Genomic DNA, 17,000 nt, shown 5'->3' on the forward strand with positions numbered 1-17,000 from the left:
GGTTTACCCCTTGTTGCTCTCGGTGCTGGTAAACGCCTGACGATGCAGAATCGCGGTGAACTCTTCCATAAAGTTGTCGTAGTTCAGTTCCAGTTTATTCACGCGCTGGTTCAGACGGTTGTACGCCATTACCGCCGGAATTGCCGCGAACAGACCGATTGCGGTCGCGATCAGTGCTTCTGCGATACCCGGTGCCACCATCTGCAAGGTTGCCTGCTTCACCGCCCCCAGGGCGATAAAGGCGTGCATGATCCCCCACACCGTACCAAACAGGCCGATATACGGGCTGATGGAGCCAACGGTACCGAGGAAAGGAATATGCGTTTCAAGATTTTCCAGTTCGCGATTCATGGAGATGCGCATCGCACGCGACGCACCTTCTACCACGGCTTCCGGCGCATGGTTGTTAGCACGGTGTAAGCGAGCGAACTCTTTGAAACCACTATAAAAAATTTGTTCGGAGCCTGAAAGGTTATCACGGCGTCCCTGGCTTTCCTGATAGAGACGAGAAAGCTCTATACCCGACCAGAACTTATCTTCAAACGCTTCGGCTTCGCGGCCAGCGGCATTGAGGATACGCGTTCTCTGGATGATGATGGCCCAGGATGCGATTGAAAAACCAATCAAAATCAACATGATAAGTTTAACCAGAAGGCTTGCCTTCAGGAACAAATCAAGGATATTCATGTCAGTCACTGCTTAAACTCCGCGACAATAGACTTAGGAAGCGCACGAGGCTTCATTATGGTTGGATCAACACAGACAATCAGGACTTCAGCTGAGTTCAGTACCGTGTTCTCTGCATTGACTATCCGCTGCGTGAAAACCAGTGAAGTTCCGCGCATTGATGTAATTTCTGTTTGGACTTCGAGCATATCGTCGAGTCTGGCAGGCGCAAAATACTCAAGCGTCATCTTGCGTACCACGAAGGCAACTCGCTCAGCCAACAGCACCTGTTGACTAAAGTGATGATGGCGCAGCATCTCTGTGCGTGCCCGTTCATAAAAAGCAACGTAGCTGGCGTGGTAGACCACACCACCGGCATCGGTATCTTCGTAATAGACACGTACCGGCCATCGAAACAGCGTTGTATTCACTTTACATCCCGGTAATACAAGAAAAGTTGGAGCTTTCAAACTTCGCTACTATACGCGCGGGAATGATGGTTTGGAATGGGGGAAAGTAAACGGAGAGTAAATTTTTATGGGCTCGGGTAAGCCCATATCATTAACGGACATTTCTTATTCAGAAGAAGAAGAAAATCAAACCGGCGAGAAGAACCAGATCGGCAATCAGCGGGCAGAAGATGCCCTGCCAGTGAAGCGCTTTCGGATGAAAGCCGACACCGTGAATCACACCTGCACACACCGCCCACATAATCAGGAAGCCGTGCCAGATCTCAAGCTCGCTGGTTTTAGCCGCGAAGCGCGACGGGTCCCAGAAGATACAGCCCGCCAGCAGTAATGCCATAATGAGGGAAAGCGCCCGCAGGGGGCGCTTGTCCATTACCGCATATAACGTTGCGATAATATTCATTAGTGCTTATCTTCACCTGCTTTAGACGCTTCTACATGCTCAAGCGCCAGGGCAGTGATGACACCAAATGCACAGGCAAGAAGCGTCCCTAAAATCCATGCGAAATACCACATATTCAGCTCCTTACTTAATACATAGAGTGGGTGTTGCTTTCGATATGTTCTTTAGTGATGCGACCGAACATTTTCCAGTAACACCAGGCGGTGTAGAGCAGGATAATCGGCACGAACACGCAAGCAACGTACGTCATCAGGTTCAACGTCAACTGGCTGGACGTTGCATCCCACATGGTCAGGCTAGCATTCATCATGGTGCTGGATGGCATCACGAATGGGAACATAGCAATACCTGCCGTCAGGATAATGCACGCCAGCGTCAGGGAAGAGAACACGAACGCCATAGCGCCTTTCTCCAGACGAGACATTAACACTGTCAGCAGTGGCAGCAGCACACCCAGAGCAGGGATAGCCCACAGCGCAGGCATATTGTTGAAGTTCACCAGCCATGCGCCAGCCTGACGCGCCACCTCTTTGGTCAACGGGTTAGACGGTGCGGTATGGTTAATGGCGGAGGTCACCACGTAGCCATCAATACCGTACACGACCCACACGCCTGCCAGCGCGAAGCAGACCAGCGTCACCAGCGCCGCCACCTGAGCGGTCGCACGGGAACGCAGGTGCAGTTCACCCACGGTACGCATCTGGAGATAGGTTGCGCCCTGGGTGACGATCATCGCCACGCTCACCACGCCCGCCAGCAGACCAAACGGATTCAGCAGCTGGAAGAAGTTACCGGTGTAGAACAGACGCATATATTCGTCGACGTGGAACGGTACGCCCCGTAACAGGTTACCGAACGCCACACCAATGACCAGCGGTGGAACGAAGCTACCAATGAAGATGCCCCAGTCCCACATGTTACGCCAGCGGGTGTCTTCAATCTTGGAGCGGTAGTCAAAACCTACCGGACGGAAGAATAAAGAGGCCAGCACCAGAATCATCGCCACATAGAAGCCGGAGAACGCAGCCGCGTAAACCATCGGCCAGGCAGCGAACAGCGCGCCGCCTGCGGTGATCAGCCACACCTGGTTACCGTCCCAGTGCGGGGCGATGGAGTTGATCATGATTCGACGCTCGGTGTCATTACGACCGAGGAAACGGGTGAGCATGCCCACCCCCATATCGAAACCATCGGTGACCGCAAAACCAATCAGCAGAACGCCGATCAACAGCCACCAGATAAAACGCAATACTTCATAATCGATCATTTGATGACTCCTGTCTTAGCGTGCCGGCTGAGTAGTCGTAACAGACTGCTCGTAGTGGTAGCGACCGGTTTTCAGGCTGCTTGGGCCAAGGCGCGCGAACTTGAACATCAGGAACAGTTCAGCCACCAGGAACAGGGTGTACAGACCGCAAATCAGCAGCATGGAGAAGATCAGGTCGCCTGCAGTCAGGGAGGAGTTCGCTACCGCTGTTGGCAGCACCTCACCGATCGCCCATGGCTGACGGCCATATTCCGCAACAAACCAGCCGGACTCGATAGCAATCCATGGCAGTGGGATACCGTACAGCGCGGTGCGCAGCAGCCATTTTTTCTCACCGATACGGTTACGAATGACTGACCAGAACGAGGCCGCGATGATCAGCAGCATGATAATGCCGCAACCCACCATGATGCGGAACGCGAAGTACAGCGGCGCAACGCGTGGAATAGAGTCTTTGGTTGCCATCTGAATCTGCGCTTCCGTCGCGTCGGAGACGTTCGGGGTATAGCGTTTCAGCAGCAGACCGTAACCGAGGTCTTTCTTCACGTCGTTAAATTGATCGCGAACGGCCTGGTCGGTAGAGCCGGCGCGCAGCTGTTCCAGCAGCGAGTAGGCTTTCATCCCGTTACGGATACGCTCTTCATGCTGCACCATCAGATCTTTCAGGCCAGTCACCTGTTTGTCGACGGAGCGCGTGGCGATAATACCCAGAGCGTAAGGAATTTGAATGGCGAAGCGGTTTTCCTGCGCGTCCTGGTCAGGCACGCCGAACAGGGTAAACGCTGCCGGTGCCGGCTGGGTTTCCCATTCAGCTTCAATTGCGGCGAGTTTGGTTTTCTGCACGTCACCCATTTCGTAACCGGATTCATCACCCAGAACAATAACGGACAGAATCGCGGCCATACCGAAGCTTGCTGCGATAGCGAAAGAACGCTTGGCGAACGCGAAGTCACGGCCGCGCAGCATATAGTAGGAGCTGATGCCCAGCACGAACATCGCGCCGCACACATAGCCAGACGCCACGGTGTGCACGAATTTAACCTGGGCAACCGGGTTCAGGACTAGCTCAGCGAAGCTGACCATCTCCATACGCATGGTTTCGAAGTTGAAATCAGATGCGATTGGGTTTTGCATCCAGCCGTTCGCCACCAGGATCCACAGTGCGGACAAGTTGGAGCCTAATGCCACCAGCCAGGTTACCGCCATATGCTGGACTTTACCCAGACGGTCCCAACCGAAGAAGAACAGACCTACAAAGGTGGATTCGAGGAAGAAGGCCATCAGACCTTCAATGGCCAGCGGCGCACCGAAAATATCCCCTACATAGTGGGAATAGTAAGACCAGTTTGTCCCGAACTGGAACTCCATGGTCAGACCGGTTGCCACGCCCAGCGCAAAGTTGATACCAAACAACTTGCCCCAGAACTTGGTCATATCTTTATAAATCTGTTTGCCGGAGAGGACGTAAACCGTTTCCATGATGGCCAGCAGGAACGCCATACCGAGCGTCAGCGGCACAAAAAGGAAGTGGTACATCGCGGTCAAGGCAAACTGTAAGCGCGACAGTTCGACTACGTCTAACATTATGACTCCTTGCTCATCGCATGAAGACTCCGAGAGTGAACCCCGTTAGATAAGGATCCACACGCATGCCCCAATACAAAGTTATCTGCTTCCCTTCTTCGTTGCTTATTCTCTACAGGAGGAAAAAGCAATGATGAAAGGTTACAAATACGTTAAGAAAAAACCAAATTGATCCCGTAAATATAATACGCTGCAAAACCCTTACAATAAACAGGTTTTTATTCGAACAGATTTACGTTTTTCGACGGCGATCAATTTATAGCAAAATTACCACTTTTCGGCCATTTTGATCGGGAACAATTTAACGCCTTTTGGAGCCTTTTTCCAAGGATTAAACATTGATTTAAATCAAAAACAGCCGGTACTGTTAATGATGTTTCTTTGTGACATGGATAGTAAAAACCTTGTTAATAACATGTATATTTAAAGGCATTAATGGTTATAAAAGCCAGAAGATAATATAAACAGTTGTGATTTTTATTAACGCGTGTGAAAAAAGACCTTTTTGCAGGGAGAGAAACATATAATGTTATCCGCTTCACAGTATTTTTCTTTCGCTTTACTACCCGCCTAAAAGATTACATTTCATTCACCTTCGCTAATCTTAAAATTAACACCCTTTGGTGACTATTTGATGAAATAAAGGCCGCAGGGGATGCGGCCTTGATATTGTTCTTGAGATTACCTTTCAATTTTTATGCTGAAGGTGCGTGACTGGCCTGGCCTGAAAGACCCCGTAATGGCTGAGCCCTCCTCCCCTTGCGCTTTGCACACCTCATTCATGTCCGTTTCGCAACAGGCCTGGACCTCACGGTTCACAGACAAAGCCACGTCACAGGAGCGGGTCTCCGAAGGGTTGTACAGACGAAGAATCATCTCGTCACGATCCTCCGCTTTTTTCAGCGCACTGAGTACACATCCGTTAGGCGCCAGCGTTAGCAGGCTATAGCTACAGGGTGTGGTGAAAGAGGCACGGTTAAGCTTCATCGCATCCCACGGAATTTTGTTATAACAGTGCACTGGCGTTAACCACGACTTCGCCTGCTGCGCAACGCCAGCACTGACGGGCGTACCATTAAAACTGAACAGGCTAAAGCGACAGGTTAACTGGCCCCGCATCTGCGAATCAGGCACCGGCATTTTGATCCCGGACGGTCTGCCAGGGCGCAGAAGTAAGTCTTCCTTCCCAAGCAACCCGACGCCGCGAAGCAACGTCAGGGCAAACGTGTTTTGACGCTCACCTGTTACTTCAAATTCGCGCAACCCTTCGGTAAATAGCGCCATCCCGTTACGCCGTTCCTGGAGCACCGCGTAGTTGAGCAGATTCCACACCGGCAGCGGCGCTTCCTTCCATCCCTCCTCCTGCCAGTTTGCCATCGCTTCATCCTGTACAGGGCGCGTCAGCGAACCAAACTGGGTATCGGCTAAGACCGTCTCTGTGGTGAATGGTGTCGGGATCAGCACCCGCACACGGTGGTCATCCGCGTGATTTCCGAGACGTGCCTTGACGTCGATACGTCGGCTGTTATGGCTGAGCGTGACCGTGAGTTCTGCCTCAAGCGTTCCCGTCTGCTGACGCGCAGAACGTTCAGCGAGATCCGCTGGCACCGCCATTCGATGGCGGATCACCGCCCTGCTCTGCCAGGCCTCGTGGATCACCTCAACCTCATGTTCGCCCTGCGCGGAAGAGAGTCTCCACTCTTCCCGTGAAGGCGAGTAGTCGTACTCATCGCCATCATCCGAGCTCTCTTCAATTTCCAGCGCGCGGTCATAGATAAGCCCGGACGCTTTATCGAGCAGACGCAAAGTACCGTCCTCGTTTAACGTTACTTCCCAGAAAGCATTTTCCAGTAACGCCTCCGGCGATTTATCTGGCGTCTGCAGTTTGCCGGCCACGTGCGGCTCGATATAGAGCGTGCGGTAACCCATAGATGGCAGGATCTGTTTGAGCTGGATGTCAAACTCCATGAAGGGATCGTAGTTGCCGTAATGCACTATCTGCCGGTCAATCAGCCCGGGGTCTATCTCACGCGCGCTGCGGAGATAATAAGGGATTTCATTTCCCTTTTCGTCCAACAGGCGGAACTGGCTGGCGCGCAGACGTATCGTGGTGTTAATCACTTCCTCACGCGGCCAGGGCGTGAGGTTAAACATCACCAGTTTGTCTTCCTCGCTCTGCGGCATGTTGTCGACAATCTTGCGCATATAGAAGCACGTCAGGTTATCGGCCATGTCTTCCGCCAGCTCAAAGCGTGACATCACCTCGCGATGCACTTTATCGCTGCAGCAGCAGCCGATACTGTCGTGGGCGTGATTCTTGAGGATCTCTTTCCACATTTTTTCCAGCAAGCCGTGGTGATAGTCAAAGCCCAGCGTCCAGGCAAGCGTAGCCAGCGGCTCAAGGACGTTGACGATTTTATTCTCTATCCGGGCGTGGGCGATTTTGATGTCCATCCTCGTGGAGCCGATCGTCCGGTGCACCCGCATATATTTACCGTCAATAAATTCCCCTTTCAGCGTCGCCAGTTCATCTCGGTGCGCATCGATATGGTCAAACACCTCCTCGAAGCGGCTCATCACAAACTGACGCTGCGGGTAGATTTTGCGCAGCTTATCCATCACCGCAAATATGTTCTGCTGGAGCGGCATCTGATCATGGCCGTTAGGCAGCAAAATTTCTTTCGTCACGGAGGCTTTTTCGAGCACCTCGAAGTAGTTGTCGAGCCGTTTGCGCAGTCCGGCTTCATCCTCCGGTAAGTACTTACCAATCGCGTAGCCCAGCGGCAGCACCTGTGCCGTCACTTCGCTGCCGTCCTGGCTTTGCCAGAGAAATTCGGTTTTATCGGTACCGTGCCGCTCGGAACACCCGCGCCAGAACATGGTGCGCGTGATGCCAAAACCGTTGTAAATGTGTGGCAGCTGGGAAGACATGCCGAAGGAGTCCGGCAGATAGCCAATTTTCATCGGCTCGCCAAAGGCCAGACAGTCGCGCATGCCGTACATCAGATTGCGCACAATCGACTCGCCGGAGACAAGGGTGGTGTCCGTCTGGGTATACCACGGCCCGATAATCAGCTTCCCGGCCGCCACCAGCGCCTTCACGCGTGGCCTGTTTTCCGGTTTCACGGCAAAATAATCTTCCAGCACCGCCGTCTGGCCGTCGAGAACGTAGTATTTATACTCTGCGTCCTGCTCAAGACGGGTGAGGATCTCTTCCATATTATTGACCAGAAGAATACGTGACGCTTCGGTGGTGAAGTACCACTCCCGGTCCCAGTGCATATGTGGCGTGATATGAACGCGAGATACAGCTTTCATCTTCGTTTCCTGTCAGTGCGTGTTTAGGATGGTATGTCTTCAGTCACGTAGGTACCGCTCTTCACGGCCTGGCGTCGCCAGAGCAGTAAAATGAGCGTAGAGATTGCGGCGCCCACCAGCGCGGCGCCAAACCAGCCGGCAGCGGCTATCACGCCGCCCAGCCCGGCATCATGCAGTAAGAAGAGAGAGAAAATGCCCGCGCCCGGGGTGGAGAGCCCAATACCCATCGCTCCGACAATCGCTCCGGTCGCCATTGACCCCAGAACAAATGAGCCGATGACTCGCAACGGATCCTCGATAGCCATCGGAATTGCCCCTTCGGTGATGCCCGCCAGCCCCAGCAGCCAGGTGGATTTGCCGGTCTCAATTTCGAACTGTTTAAACAGATTCGGAGCCAGCATCGTTGATGCCGTCACGGTAAAGGCCGAAACCATTTTGACGGAGGCGAAGATCGCATAAGGCCCGTATACGCCGTTGGCCATCGCGCCCAGACAGAACGCGTAAGAGGCTTTGTTGACCGGACCGCCCAGATCGAACGAGCACATAAAGCCCAGGATCGCCCCCAGCAGCAGCGCGTTCGCGCCGGAGAGACCATTAAGCCAGGCGGTCAGAGCGTTATTGATCCAGGCCACCGGTTCGCCGATCACAAACAGCATCAGGCTGCCTGCGCCCAGTACGCCAATCACCGGATAGAGATAAAAGGTCAGAAAGCCGTTGTAGCGGCTACTCAGCCGGATGTGGTTTTTCACCCAGCGCATCAGGTAGCCCGCAATCAGCCCGCCGACGATGGCCCCCAGAAAGCCGGAGCCGATCATATTGGCGGCAAGGCCCGCCGCAAAGCCCGGCGTAAGCGCAGGTTTATCCGCCAGCGAGTAAGCGGTATAGGCCGCCAGAACAGGGACCATCAGAATGCCGAGCATCCCACCGCCCAGTTTGCGGTACATCCACAGCCACGAGTTTTCCTGATCGAACAGGTGCTGCAAGCCCAGGATTTGCGCCAGCAGTACCGACACGGCCAGCACCGTGCCGCCAGCGACGATCAGCGGCACCGCAAAGGAGATACCGCTGAGCAGCGCTTGCTTGAGTTCGGTTTTAACGGACTTTTTCGCGTCCGTGTCGACGTGCGCAGGACGCGCATCGGATACAGGCTGTAGCGCCAGCGCACGCTCAATGAGCGCTTCCGCATGGCGCAAGGGTTCCGCGACGGGCACGGAAATGGCGGGGATCCCCTGAAAACGCTCACGCTCTTTGATCGCCACTTCCGCCGCGAAGATACACGCTTTTGCCTCCTGCAAATGCTGCGCGGTGATGCGCCCCTCAATACCGTTTGCCCCCTGCTTTTCGACCACTACATTGACGCCGAGCTTACGTCCCGCTTTTTCGAGATATTCCGCTGCCATGTAGGTATGGGCGATCCCGGCCGGACAGGCGGTAACGCAGACGATCGTCGGGGCATTCTCTGCGACGGCGGTTTCTTGCGCCTCAGGCGCCGTTTCCAGCGCAGCAAGCACCGCTTCCGCGCTGGTCGCCGTCATCACGTGCGCCCTGAGATCGTCATCCGCCAGGCGGGACGTCAGTTCCGTCAGCACCTGAATATGCGTTGATCCCGCTTGTGCGGGAGGAATGGCGAGCAAAAAAATCAGCTCGACCTCCTCCGGTCCGTCCACGCCTTCCCAGGCCAGCGGCTCGCGCAGTGTTGCCACGGCAAAAGCCGCTTCCTTTACTGCCGCTGATTTACCATGGGGTACGGCCAGCCCCTCGCCCAGCGCCGTCGGGCCAAGCGATTCGCGATGGAAAACCTCTGCCAGAAACGTATCGGCGTCGGCTATTTTGCCCAACGCTACCAGCCGCGTCGCAAGCTGACGGATTGCCTCATCACGGCTGGTAAACTGCGCCTGCACGCAGACAGCACGGGGGTCGGTCAGAGTCGTCAGGTTCATAAGATCCTCACCTATCCAAAGTTATTGTCTGGAGAGGATTGTGGCAGACTGGATAATACATTTATGTGATCATTTTCACTAACAACGATATTTGTATTTAATTTGTATTATTTACAAATCAGTCACTGAAGGCATAATTCCCCTAAAAAGGTATTAAAAAGGCGCGACAAAATGGGCAATAAACCGATGTACCGGCAGATCGCCGATGCGTTCCGCGAGAAGATTAACGCCGGGGAATTAAAACCCGGAGACGCGCTGCCGACGGAATCCAGCCTTCAGGAGGCATTTAACGTTAGCCGTGTCACCGTGCGGCAGGCTTTGAAGCTGCTCGCCGACGAGCAGATCATCGAAAGCATTCAGGGCAGCGGCTCGTATGTAAAAGAGGAGCGGGTGAATTACGATATTTATCAGCTTACCGGCTTTTACGAAAAACTGGCGGATCGCAACGTTGATACGCACAGCGACGTCAGCGTCTTCGAAGTGGTGAAAGCCGATGAGCGGCTCGCGGCAAAACTGGCGCTCAATCCGGATGATAAGGTCTGGCACGTCAAGCGCGTACGCTTCATCAGGGAAAAGCCGGTGAATCTGGAAGAGACATGGATGCCGCTGGCGATGTTCCCCGACCTCACCTGGGAAGTGATGGAACAGTCGAAATACCATTACATTGAGCAGGTCAAAAAGCTGGTTATCGATCGCAGCGAGCAGGAGCTGGTGCCAGTCATGCCATCGGACGAGGCGATTGCCGCCCTGGCGCTCGATCCGGCAAAACCAATTCTTGAAAAAGTTTCCCGCGGCTTCCTTAAAGACGGCCGGGTATTTGAATACAGTCGCAACGTGTTTAATACCGACGACTATAAATTCACTCTGGTGGCTAAACGCAGACAATAAAAAAAGGCCGCTTTACAGCGGCCAACCATGTCGAAACGGACATTTTTTTATACTTCAACGCGCCCCATTCGGGGAGCAGAGAGGACTTACTTAATGATGGATTTCAGTGCTTCACCGATATCCGCCAGGCTGCGAACGGTTTTCACGCCTGCGGCTTCCAGTGCTGCGAATTTCTCATCAGCCGTACCTTTACCACCAGCGATAATCGCGCCCGCGTGACCCATACGTTTGCCTTTTGGCGCGGTCACACCCGCGATGTAACCCACCACCGGCTTGGTCACATGATCTTTGATGTAAGCAGCCGCTTCTTCTTCCGCGCTACCACCGATCTCACCGATCATCACGATCGCTTCGGTCTGTGGATCTTCCTGGAACAGCTTCAGGATGTCGATGAAGTTAGAGCCTGGGATCGGGTCACCGCCGATGCCCACGCAGGTGGACTGGCCGAAGCCGTAATCGGTGGTCTGCTTAACTGCTTCATAGGTCAGGGTACCGGAACGGGACACGATGCCCACTTTGCCCGGTTTGTGAATGTGGCCCGGCATGATGCCGATTTTGCATTCGCCCGGGGTGATGACGCCTGGGCAGTTCGGACCGATCATGCGCACGCCTGCTTCGTCCAGCTTCACCTTCACGGTCAGCATATCCAGCGTCGGGATACCTTCGGTAATGGTGATGATCAGCTTAATGCCTGCGTCGATCGCTTCCAGAATAGAGTCTTTGCAGAACGGCGCTGGAACGTAGATCACGGTCGCGGTTGCGCCCGTCGCTTCTACTGCTTCACGCACGGTGTTGAACACCGGCAGGCCCAGGTGCGTGGTGCCGCCTTTACCTGGCGTTACGCCGCCAACCATCTGCGTACCGTAGGCAATCGCCTGTTCGGAGTGGAAAGTCCCCTGGCTACCGGTGAAGCCCTGGCTGATAACCTTGGTATCTTTATTAATTAAAACGGACATTATTTCCCCTCCACTGCGGCAACAACCTGCTGAGCTGCATCCGTCAGACTTTTCGCTGCAATTATATTCAGGCCGCTGTCAGCCAGTTTTTTCGCGCCGAGTTCAGCGTTATTCCCTTCCAGACGTACAACAACCGGAACGTTAACGCCCACTTCTCCTACCGCGCCGATGATACCGTCGGCGATCAGGTCGCAACGTACGATACCGCCGAAGATGTTCACCAGAACCGCTTTTACGTTGCTGTCAGAGAGAATGATTTTGAACGCTTCGGTTACGCGCTCTTTGGTTGCGCCACCGCCCACGTCGAGGAAGTTCGCTGGCTCACCGCCGTGCAGCTTAACGATGTCCATGGTGCCCATTGCCAGGCCCGCACCGTTAACCATGCAGCCGATGTTGCCATCCAGCGCCACGTAGTTCAGCTCCCACTGGGCAGCCTGCGCTTCACGCGGATCTTCCTGAGACTGGTCGCGCATTTCGCGCAGATCCGCCTGGCGGAACAGCGCGTTGCCGTCAGCGCCCAGCTTGCCGTCGAGGCAGATCAGGTCGCCCTGGGTGGTGATCACCAGCGGGTTGATCTCGATCAGCGCCAGATCGCGCTCCAGGAAGATGGTCGCCAGCCCCATGAAGATCTTGGTGAACTGCTGAACCAGCTTGCCTTCCAGACCCAGTTTGAACGCCAGCTCACGTCCCTGGTAAGGCATTGGGCCCGCCAGCGGATCGATTGCCACTTTGTGGATCAGGTGCGGGGTCTCTTCCGCCACTTTTTCGATTTCCACGCCGCCTTCGGTAGATGCCATGAACACCACGCGACGGGAGCTACGGTCTACGACTGCGCCGAGGTACAATTCTTTCGCGATGTCGGTTGCCGCTTCAACCAGGATCTGGTTGACCGGCTGGCCATTCGCATCTGTCTGGTAGGTTACCAGACGCTTGCCGAGCCAATGTTCAGCAAACGCACGGATCTCTTCTTTGCTCTTAACAACCTTCACACCGCCCGCTTTACCACGGCCACCAGCGTGAACCTGACATTTAACTACCCACGGGCCGGAACCGATTTTAGATGCGGCTTCTTCTGCTTCACGCGGGGTAGTACAGGCATAACCCACCGGAGCCGGTAAGCCTGACCTGGCAAACAGCTGTTTGGCCTGATATTCATGTAAGTTCATGTGTTCTATCCATCCTTCAGGGTAATCGTTATCTTCAAACCTGTAGACCGGCGCTACGCTTATCCGGCCTACAGGGCAGGTGATGCTAAATAGTTACTAAACGTCCAGCAGCAGACGCGTTGGATCTTCCAGCAGCTCTTTAATGGCAACCAGGAAGCCTACGGACTCGCGGCCGTCGATCAGGCGGTGATCGTATGAGAGCGCCAGGTACATCATCGGCAGGATCTCAACTTTACCGTCTACCGCCATTGGACGATCTTTAATGGCGTGCATACCCAGGATCGCGCTCTGCGGCGGGTTGATGATCGGGGTAGACATCAGCGAGCCGAACACGCCACCGTTGGTAATGGTGAAGTTACCGCCAGTCAGGTCTTCAACGGTCAGCTTGCCGTCGCGGCCTTTCACGGCCAGCTCTTTGATTTTCTTCTCAATGTCAGCCATACCCAGGGTGTCCACATCACGCAGAACCGGGGTGACCAGGCCACGTGGGGTAGAAACCGCCATGCTGACGTCGAAGTAGTTGTGGTAAACCACGTCATCGCCATCGATAGACGCGTTCACTTCCGGGTAGCGTTTCAGCGCTTCAACTACCGCTTTCACGTAGAAGGACATGAAGCCCAGACGGATACCGTGACGTTTTTCAAACGCGTCACCGTACTGCTTGCGCAGGTCCATGATTGGCTTCATGTTGACTTCGTTGAAGGTGGTCAGCATCGCGGTGGAGTTTTTCGCTTCCAGCAGACGCTCGGCCACGCGCTTGCGAAGGCGGGTCATCGGCACGCGTTTTTCGCTACGTGCGCCCAGAGCTGGCTGTGCCGCTGGTGCTGCCGCAGGGGCTTTCGCTTCCGCTTTCGCCTCTGAAGGCGCTTTTGCCAGATGCTTGTCGATATCTTCGCGAGTCAGACGGCCACCCACGCCGGTACCTTTGATGGCTGCCGGATCGAGGCTGTGCTCAGCCAGCAGGCGACGGATCGCCGGGCTGAGCGCGTCATTGGTTTGCTCTTCCAGAGACGCCTGCTGGCGCTGGGCTGGGGTAGACGCTTTCTCTTCAGATTTCGCGCTGGACTCTTTGCCCGCGCTGTTGCCTTCACGCAGGCGACCCAGGATCTGGCGAGAAGTCACGGTCGTACCTTCGTCTTCCAGGACTGCATCCAGAATGCCATCCGCTGAAGCCGGTACTTCCAGTACCACTTTGTCAGTTTCGATTTCTACCAGCACTTCGTCACGGGTTACCGCGTCGCCTGGTTTTTTGTGCCAGGTGGCGACGGTTGCATCTGCTACGGACTCAGGCAGGTCGGGAACAAGAATATCTACGCTACTCATTATGTATCCTTTAATTAATCGACGTTCAGCGCGTCATTGACCAGATCTTGTTGCTGCTTCTGGTGAACGGACATATACCCTACCGCCGGAGAGGCGGAGGCCGGGCGACCTGCATAACGCAGGGCAGACCCAAATGGAATCACTTCACGGAAATGATGCTGGCTGCAATACCATGCGCCCTGGTTGAGCGGCTCTTCCTGGCACCAGACAAAATCATGAACGTGAGCGTACTGTTTCAGCACTTCCTGCATCGCCTGATGCGGGAACGGATAAAGCTGCTCGATACGCACGATGGCGACATCTTTCTGATCGTTCTTACGGCGCTGTTCCAGCAGGTCGTAATAAACCTTACCAGAACACATTACGACACGCTTAACGGCCTGCGGATCCAGCTCGTCAATTTCACCGATGGCTGGCAGGAAGGTGCCGTTAGCCAGTTCATCCAGGCTCGAAACCGCCAGCGGATGACGCAGCAGGGATTTTGGCGACATGACCACCAGCGGACGGCGCATACCGCGCAGCGCCTGACGACGCAGCATGTGGTACACCTGAGCCGGGGTGGACGGCACGCAGACCTGCATGTTCTGCTCGGCGCAGAGTTGCAGATAACGCTCCAGACGCGCGGAGGAGTGCTCCGGCCCTTGCCCTTCATAGCCGTGCGGCAGCAACATCACCAGACCACACATACGGCCCCACTTCTGCTCACCGGAGGAGATGAACTGGTCGATGACGACCTGCGCACCGTTGGCGAAGTCACCGAACTGCGCTTCCCAGATAGTCAGGGTGCGAGGTTCTGCGGTGGCGTAGCCGTATTCGAAGGCCAGAACCGCTTCTTCTGACAGCACGGAGTCCCAGACCTTGAACTGGCCCTGACCGTTATGCACGTGCTGAAGCGGAGTATAGGTTGAACCGTTAGACTGGTTGTGTACAACCGCATGACGGTGGAAGAAGGTGCCACGACCCGCATCTTCACCGGACAGACGAACCGGAATACCTTCGTCAACCAGCGTCGCATAGGCCAGCGTTTCCGCGCCGCCCCAGTCGAACAGCTTTTCACCCGCCGCCATGGCCTGGCGGTCGCCATAGATCTTGGCCACGCGGGACTGCATCTCGATCGCTTCCGGCACGGTGCTGATGCGTTTAGCCAGCTCCTGCAAACGCTTCATCTCAACCTTGTTCGGGTAGCTCTCGTCCCACTCGTGGTTGAGGTACGGCGACCAGGTAAAGGAGTGCATGTTCATTGGGCGCAGCTCTTTGACCACGCATTCACCCGCGTCCAGCGCGTCGCGATAAAGATTGACCATTTCGGTCGCATCTTCCAGCGTCGCCACTTTTTCGCTTTCCAGCTTGTCAGCATAGATTTTACGCGGCGTCGGGTGTTTTTTGATTTTCTGGTACATCAGCGGCTGGGTTGCACTTGGCTCATCCGCTTCGTTGTGGCCGTGACGGCGGTAGCAGAAGAGGTCAATGAACACGTCGCGCTTAAAGGTGTTACGGAAGTCCAGCGCCAGACGGGTAACGAAAGCAACGGCTTCCGGGTCATCCGCGTTTACGTGGAAGATTGGCGCCTGAACCATTTTACCGATGTCGGTGCAGTACGGGGTAGAACGCGCATCCAGCGGGTTAGAGGTGGTGAAGCCCACCTGATTGTTGATTACGATGCGAACGGTACCGCCCACTTCATAACCACGCGCTTTCGACATGTTCAGGGTTTCCTGAACCACGCCCTGCCCTGTGACTGCCGCATCACCGTGAATGGTGATTGGCAGCACTTTATTGCTGCTCGGCTCGTCCAGACGATCCAGACGCGCACGCACGGAACCGATAACCACCGGGCTGACGATTTCCAGGTGCGACGGGTTAAACGCCAGCGCCAGGTGAACCTGACCGCCCTCGGTTTCGATATCTGACGAGAAGCCCATGTGATACTTCACGTCACCGGTGCCGAGGTGCTCTTTATGTTTACCCGCAAATTCGTCGAACAGATCCTGCGGTTTTTTACCCAGCACGTTAACCAGCACGTTCAGACGGCCACGGTGCGCCATGCCCAGCACCACTTCGCGCGTGCCGCTCTTACCGGCATGACGAATCAGCTCTTTCAGCATCGGGACTAACGCATCGCCGCCCTCCAGTGAGAAGCGTTTTGCGCCCGGGAATTTCGCGCCCAGATAGCGCTCAAGGCCTTCGGCTGCCGTCAGTTCGCTCAGGAAACGTTTTTTCTCGTCTGCTGAGAAATTCGCGTGACCCGCCACGGATTCGATACGCTGCTGGATCCAGCGTTTCTCTTCGGTGGAGGTAATGTGCATATATTCCGCGCCGATGGAGCCGCAGTAGGTTTGCTTGAGCGCATCAATCAGATCGCCCAGTTTCATCGTGTCTTTGCCGATGGCAAAGGAACCTACGTTAAAGCTTTCCTGGAAATCGGCCTCGGTCAGATCGTGATAAGCCGGATCGAGATCCGCTACACGTTCCTGCTGCCACAGTCCCAGCGGATCGAGATTCGCATGCTGGTGACCACGGAAGCGATAAGCGTTGATAAGCTGCAGGACTTTTACCTGCTTCGCATTGGTGTCAGGGTCGGAAATCGCAGAAGAGTAACGTGAGGCATCCTTCGCCAGACGACGGAAATAATCACGTGTTTTTGAATGGAATTGATCCGGTTTGACCCCTGTACCAGGCAACTGCTGGAACATGGAACGCCAGTTTGCGTCCACTGAGTCAGGATCGGTTAAGAAGTCTTCATAGAGCTGTTCTATCCAGCTCTGGTTTGAACCAGAGAGGTAAGAAGAGTCCAGCCAGGCTTTCATTGCGCCGTTCTGCATCGTGATCCCTTAAGCATTTTTATGCTTACTTTCGCCGTAGAAACTACCACGCACACCACGTGTACGTGCCGGGGTTCACCTGCGAGCTCTTTTCATTTGGCCCGCGAAGGAACCTTTAGAAACTGTCTAAACTTCAGGGCAGTTTTTAAAGGTTTCTGCAATTTGCCCGGTGGCGCTACGCTTACCGGGCCTACTGTTAC

The 17,000-nt window shown here is 54.8% G+C and carries 13 protein-coding genes; 1 reads left to right on the top strand and 12 read right to left on the bottom strand.

Annotated elements, in window-relative coordinates; genetic code table 11:
- Positions 1-3: 3 nt before the first annotated feature.
- The 8 genes from tolQ to mngA all read right to left on the bottom strand — a co-directional run bounded on the left by tolQ (position 4) and on the right by mngA (position 9,645).
- A complete protein-coding gene (gene tolQ / locus CKK19_RS21560; RefSeq protein ID WP_022647470.1) occupies positions 4-696 on the bottom strand; it encodes a Tol-Pal system protein TolQ in 693 nt (230 codons plus the stop codon).
- Positions 693-1,097 carry a tol-pal system-associated acyl-CoA thioesterase gene (gene ybgC, locus CKK19_RS21565; protein ID WP_003858593.1) on the bottom strand — a complete coding sequence of 135 codons (405 nt, stop codon included), beginning with the start codon at positions 1,095-1,097 and terminating at the stop codon, positions 693-695. The genes tolQ and ybgC overlap by 4 nt, the downstream gene beginning before the upstream one ends.
- Positions 1,098-1,245: 148 nt before the next feature.
- Positions 1,246-1,536, bottom strand: coding sequence for a cyd operon protein YbgE (gene ybgE / locus CKK19_RS21570; RefSeq protein ID WP_023305710.1), 291 nt, complete (start codon positions 1,534-1,536; stop codon positions 1,246-1,248).
- Positions 1,536-1,649, bottom strand: a complete 114-nt coding sequence (gene cydX / locus CKK19_RS21575) for a cytochrome bd-I oxidase subunit CydX (RefSeq protein WP_014169181.1) — start codon at positions 1,647-1,649, stop codon at positions 1,536-1,538. Before cydX ends, ybgE begins: the two co-directional genes overlap by 1 nt.
- 14 nt (positions 1,650-1,663) lie before the next feature.
- Positions 1,664-2,803 (bottom strand): cytochrome d ubiquinol oxidase subunit II, encoded by a 1,140-nt coding sequence (gene cydB, locus CKK19_RS21580; RefSeq protein WP_225455220.1) that lies wholly within the window; start codon positions 2,801-2,803, stop codon positions 1,664-1,666.
- A 15-nt stretch (positions 2,804-2,818) separates the two neighbouring features.
- Positions 2,819-4,387 (bottom strand): cytochrome ubiquinol oxidase subunit I, encoded by a 1,569-nt coding sequence (gene cydA, locus CKK19_RS21585; protein ID WP_023299615.1) that lies wholly within the window; start codon positions 4,385-4,387, stop codon positions 2,819-2,821.
- 681 nt (positions 4,388-5,068) lie between these two features.
- Positions 5,069-7,705: a mannosylglycerate hydrolase gene (gene mngB, locus CKK19_RS21590; protein WP_063853877.1), complete on the bottom strand. Its 2,637-nt coding sequence runs from the start codon at positions 7,703-7,705 to the stop codon at positions 5,069-5,071.
- A 23-nt stretch (positions 7,706-7,728) separates the two neighbouring features.
- The gene (gene mngA / locus CKK19_RS21595) at positions 7,729-9,645 is read right to left on the bottom strand and encodes a PTS 2-O-a-mannosyl-D-glycerate transporter subunit IIABC (RefSeq protein WP_023299613.1); all 1,917 of its coding nucleotides are present in this window, start codon (positions 9,643-9,645) and stop codon (positions 7,729-7,731) included.
- Between the two features lie 171 nt (positions 9,646-9,816).
- Here mngA and CKK19_RS21600 point away from each other — a divergent pair, with 171 nt between their 5' ends.
- On the top strand, positions 9,817-10,533 hold the full coding sequence (locus CKK19_RS21600; protein ID WP_022647465.1) for a GntR family transcriptional regulator: 717 nt from the start codon (positions 9,817-9,819) through the stop codon (positions 10,531-10,533).
- Positions 10,534-10,619: 86 nt separating this feature from the next.
- Here CKK19_RS21600 and sucD read toward each other — a convergent pair whose 3' ends face one another.
- The 4 genes from sucD to sucA all read right to left on the bottom strand — a co-directional run bounded on the left by sucD (position 10,620) and on the right by sucA (position 16,800).
- Positions 10,620-11,489, bottom strand: a complete 870-nt coding sequence (gene sucD, locus CKK19_RS21605) for a succinate--CoA ligase subunit alpha (protein WP_225455221.1) — start codon at positions 11,487-11,489, stop codon at positions 10,620-10,622.
- The gene (gene sucC, locus CKK19_RS21610) at positions 11,489-12,655 is read right to left on the bottom strand and encodes an ADP-forming succinate--CoA ligase subunit beta (RefSeq protein ID WP_022647464.1); all 1,167 of its coding nucleotides are present in this window, start codon (positions 12,653-12,655) and stop codon (positions 11,489-11,491) included. The genes sucD and sucC overlap by 1 nt, the downstream gene beginning before the upstream one ends.
- A 96-nt stretch (positions 12,656-12,751) precedes the next feature.
- On the bottom strand, positions 12,752-13,978 hold the full coding sequence (gene odhB / locus CKK19_RS21615) for a 2-oxoglutarate dehydrogenase complex dihydrolipoyllysine-residue succinyltransferase (protein ID WP_023299612.1): 1,227 nt from the start codon (positions 13,976-13,978) through the stop codon (positions 12,752-12,754).
- 14 nt (positions 13,979-13,992) lie between these two features.
- Positions 13,993-16,800 (bottom strand): 2-oxoglutarate dehydrogenase E1 component, encoded by a 2,808-nt coding sequence (gene sucA / locus CKK19_RS21620; RefSeq protein ID WP_022647462.1) that lies wholly within the window; start codon positions 16,798-16,800, stop codon positions 13,993-13,995.
- Between the last annotated feature and the right edge of the window lie 200 nt (positions 16,801-17,000).

It is taken from the genome of Enterobacter sp. CCUG 70166, from assembly GCF_020224095.1.
Classification (GTDB): Bacteria; Pseudomonadota; Gammaproteobacteria; order Enterobacterales; family Enterobacteriaceae; genus Enterobacter; species Enterobacter intestinihominis.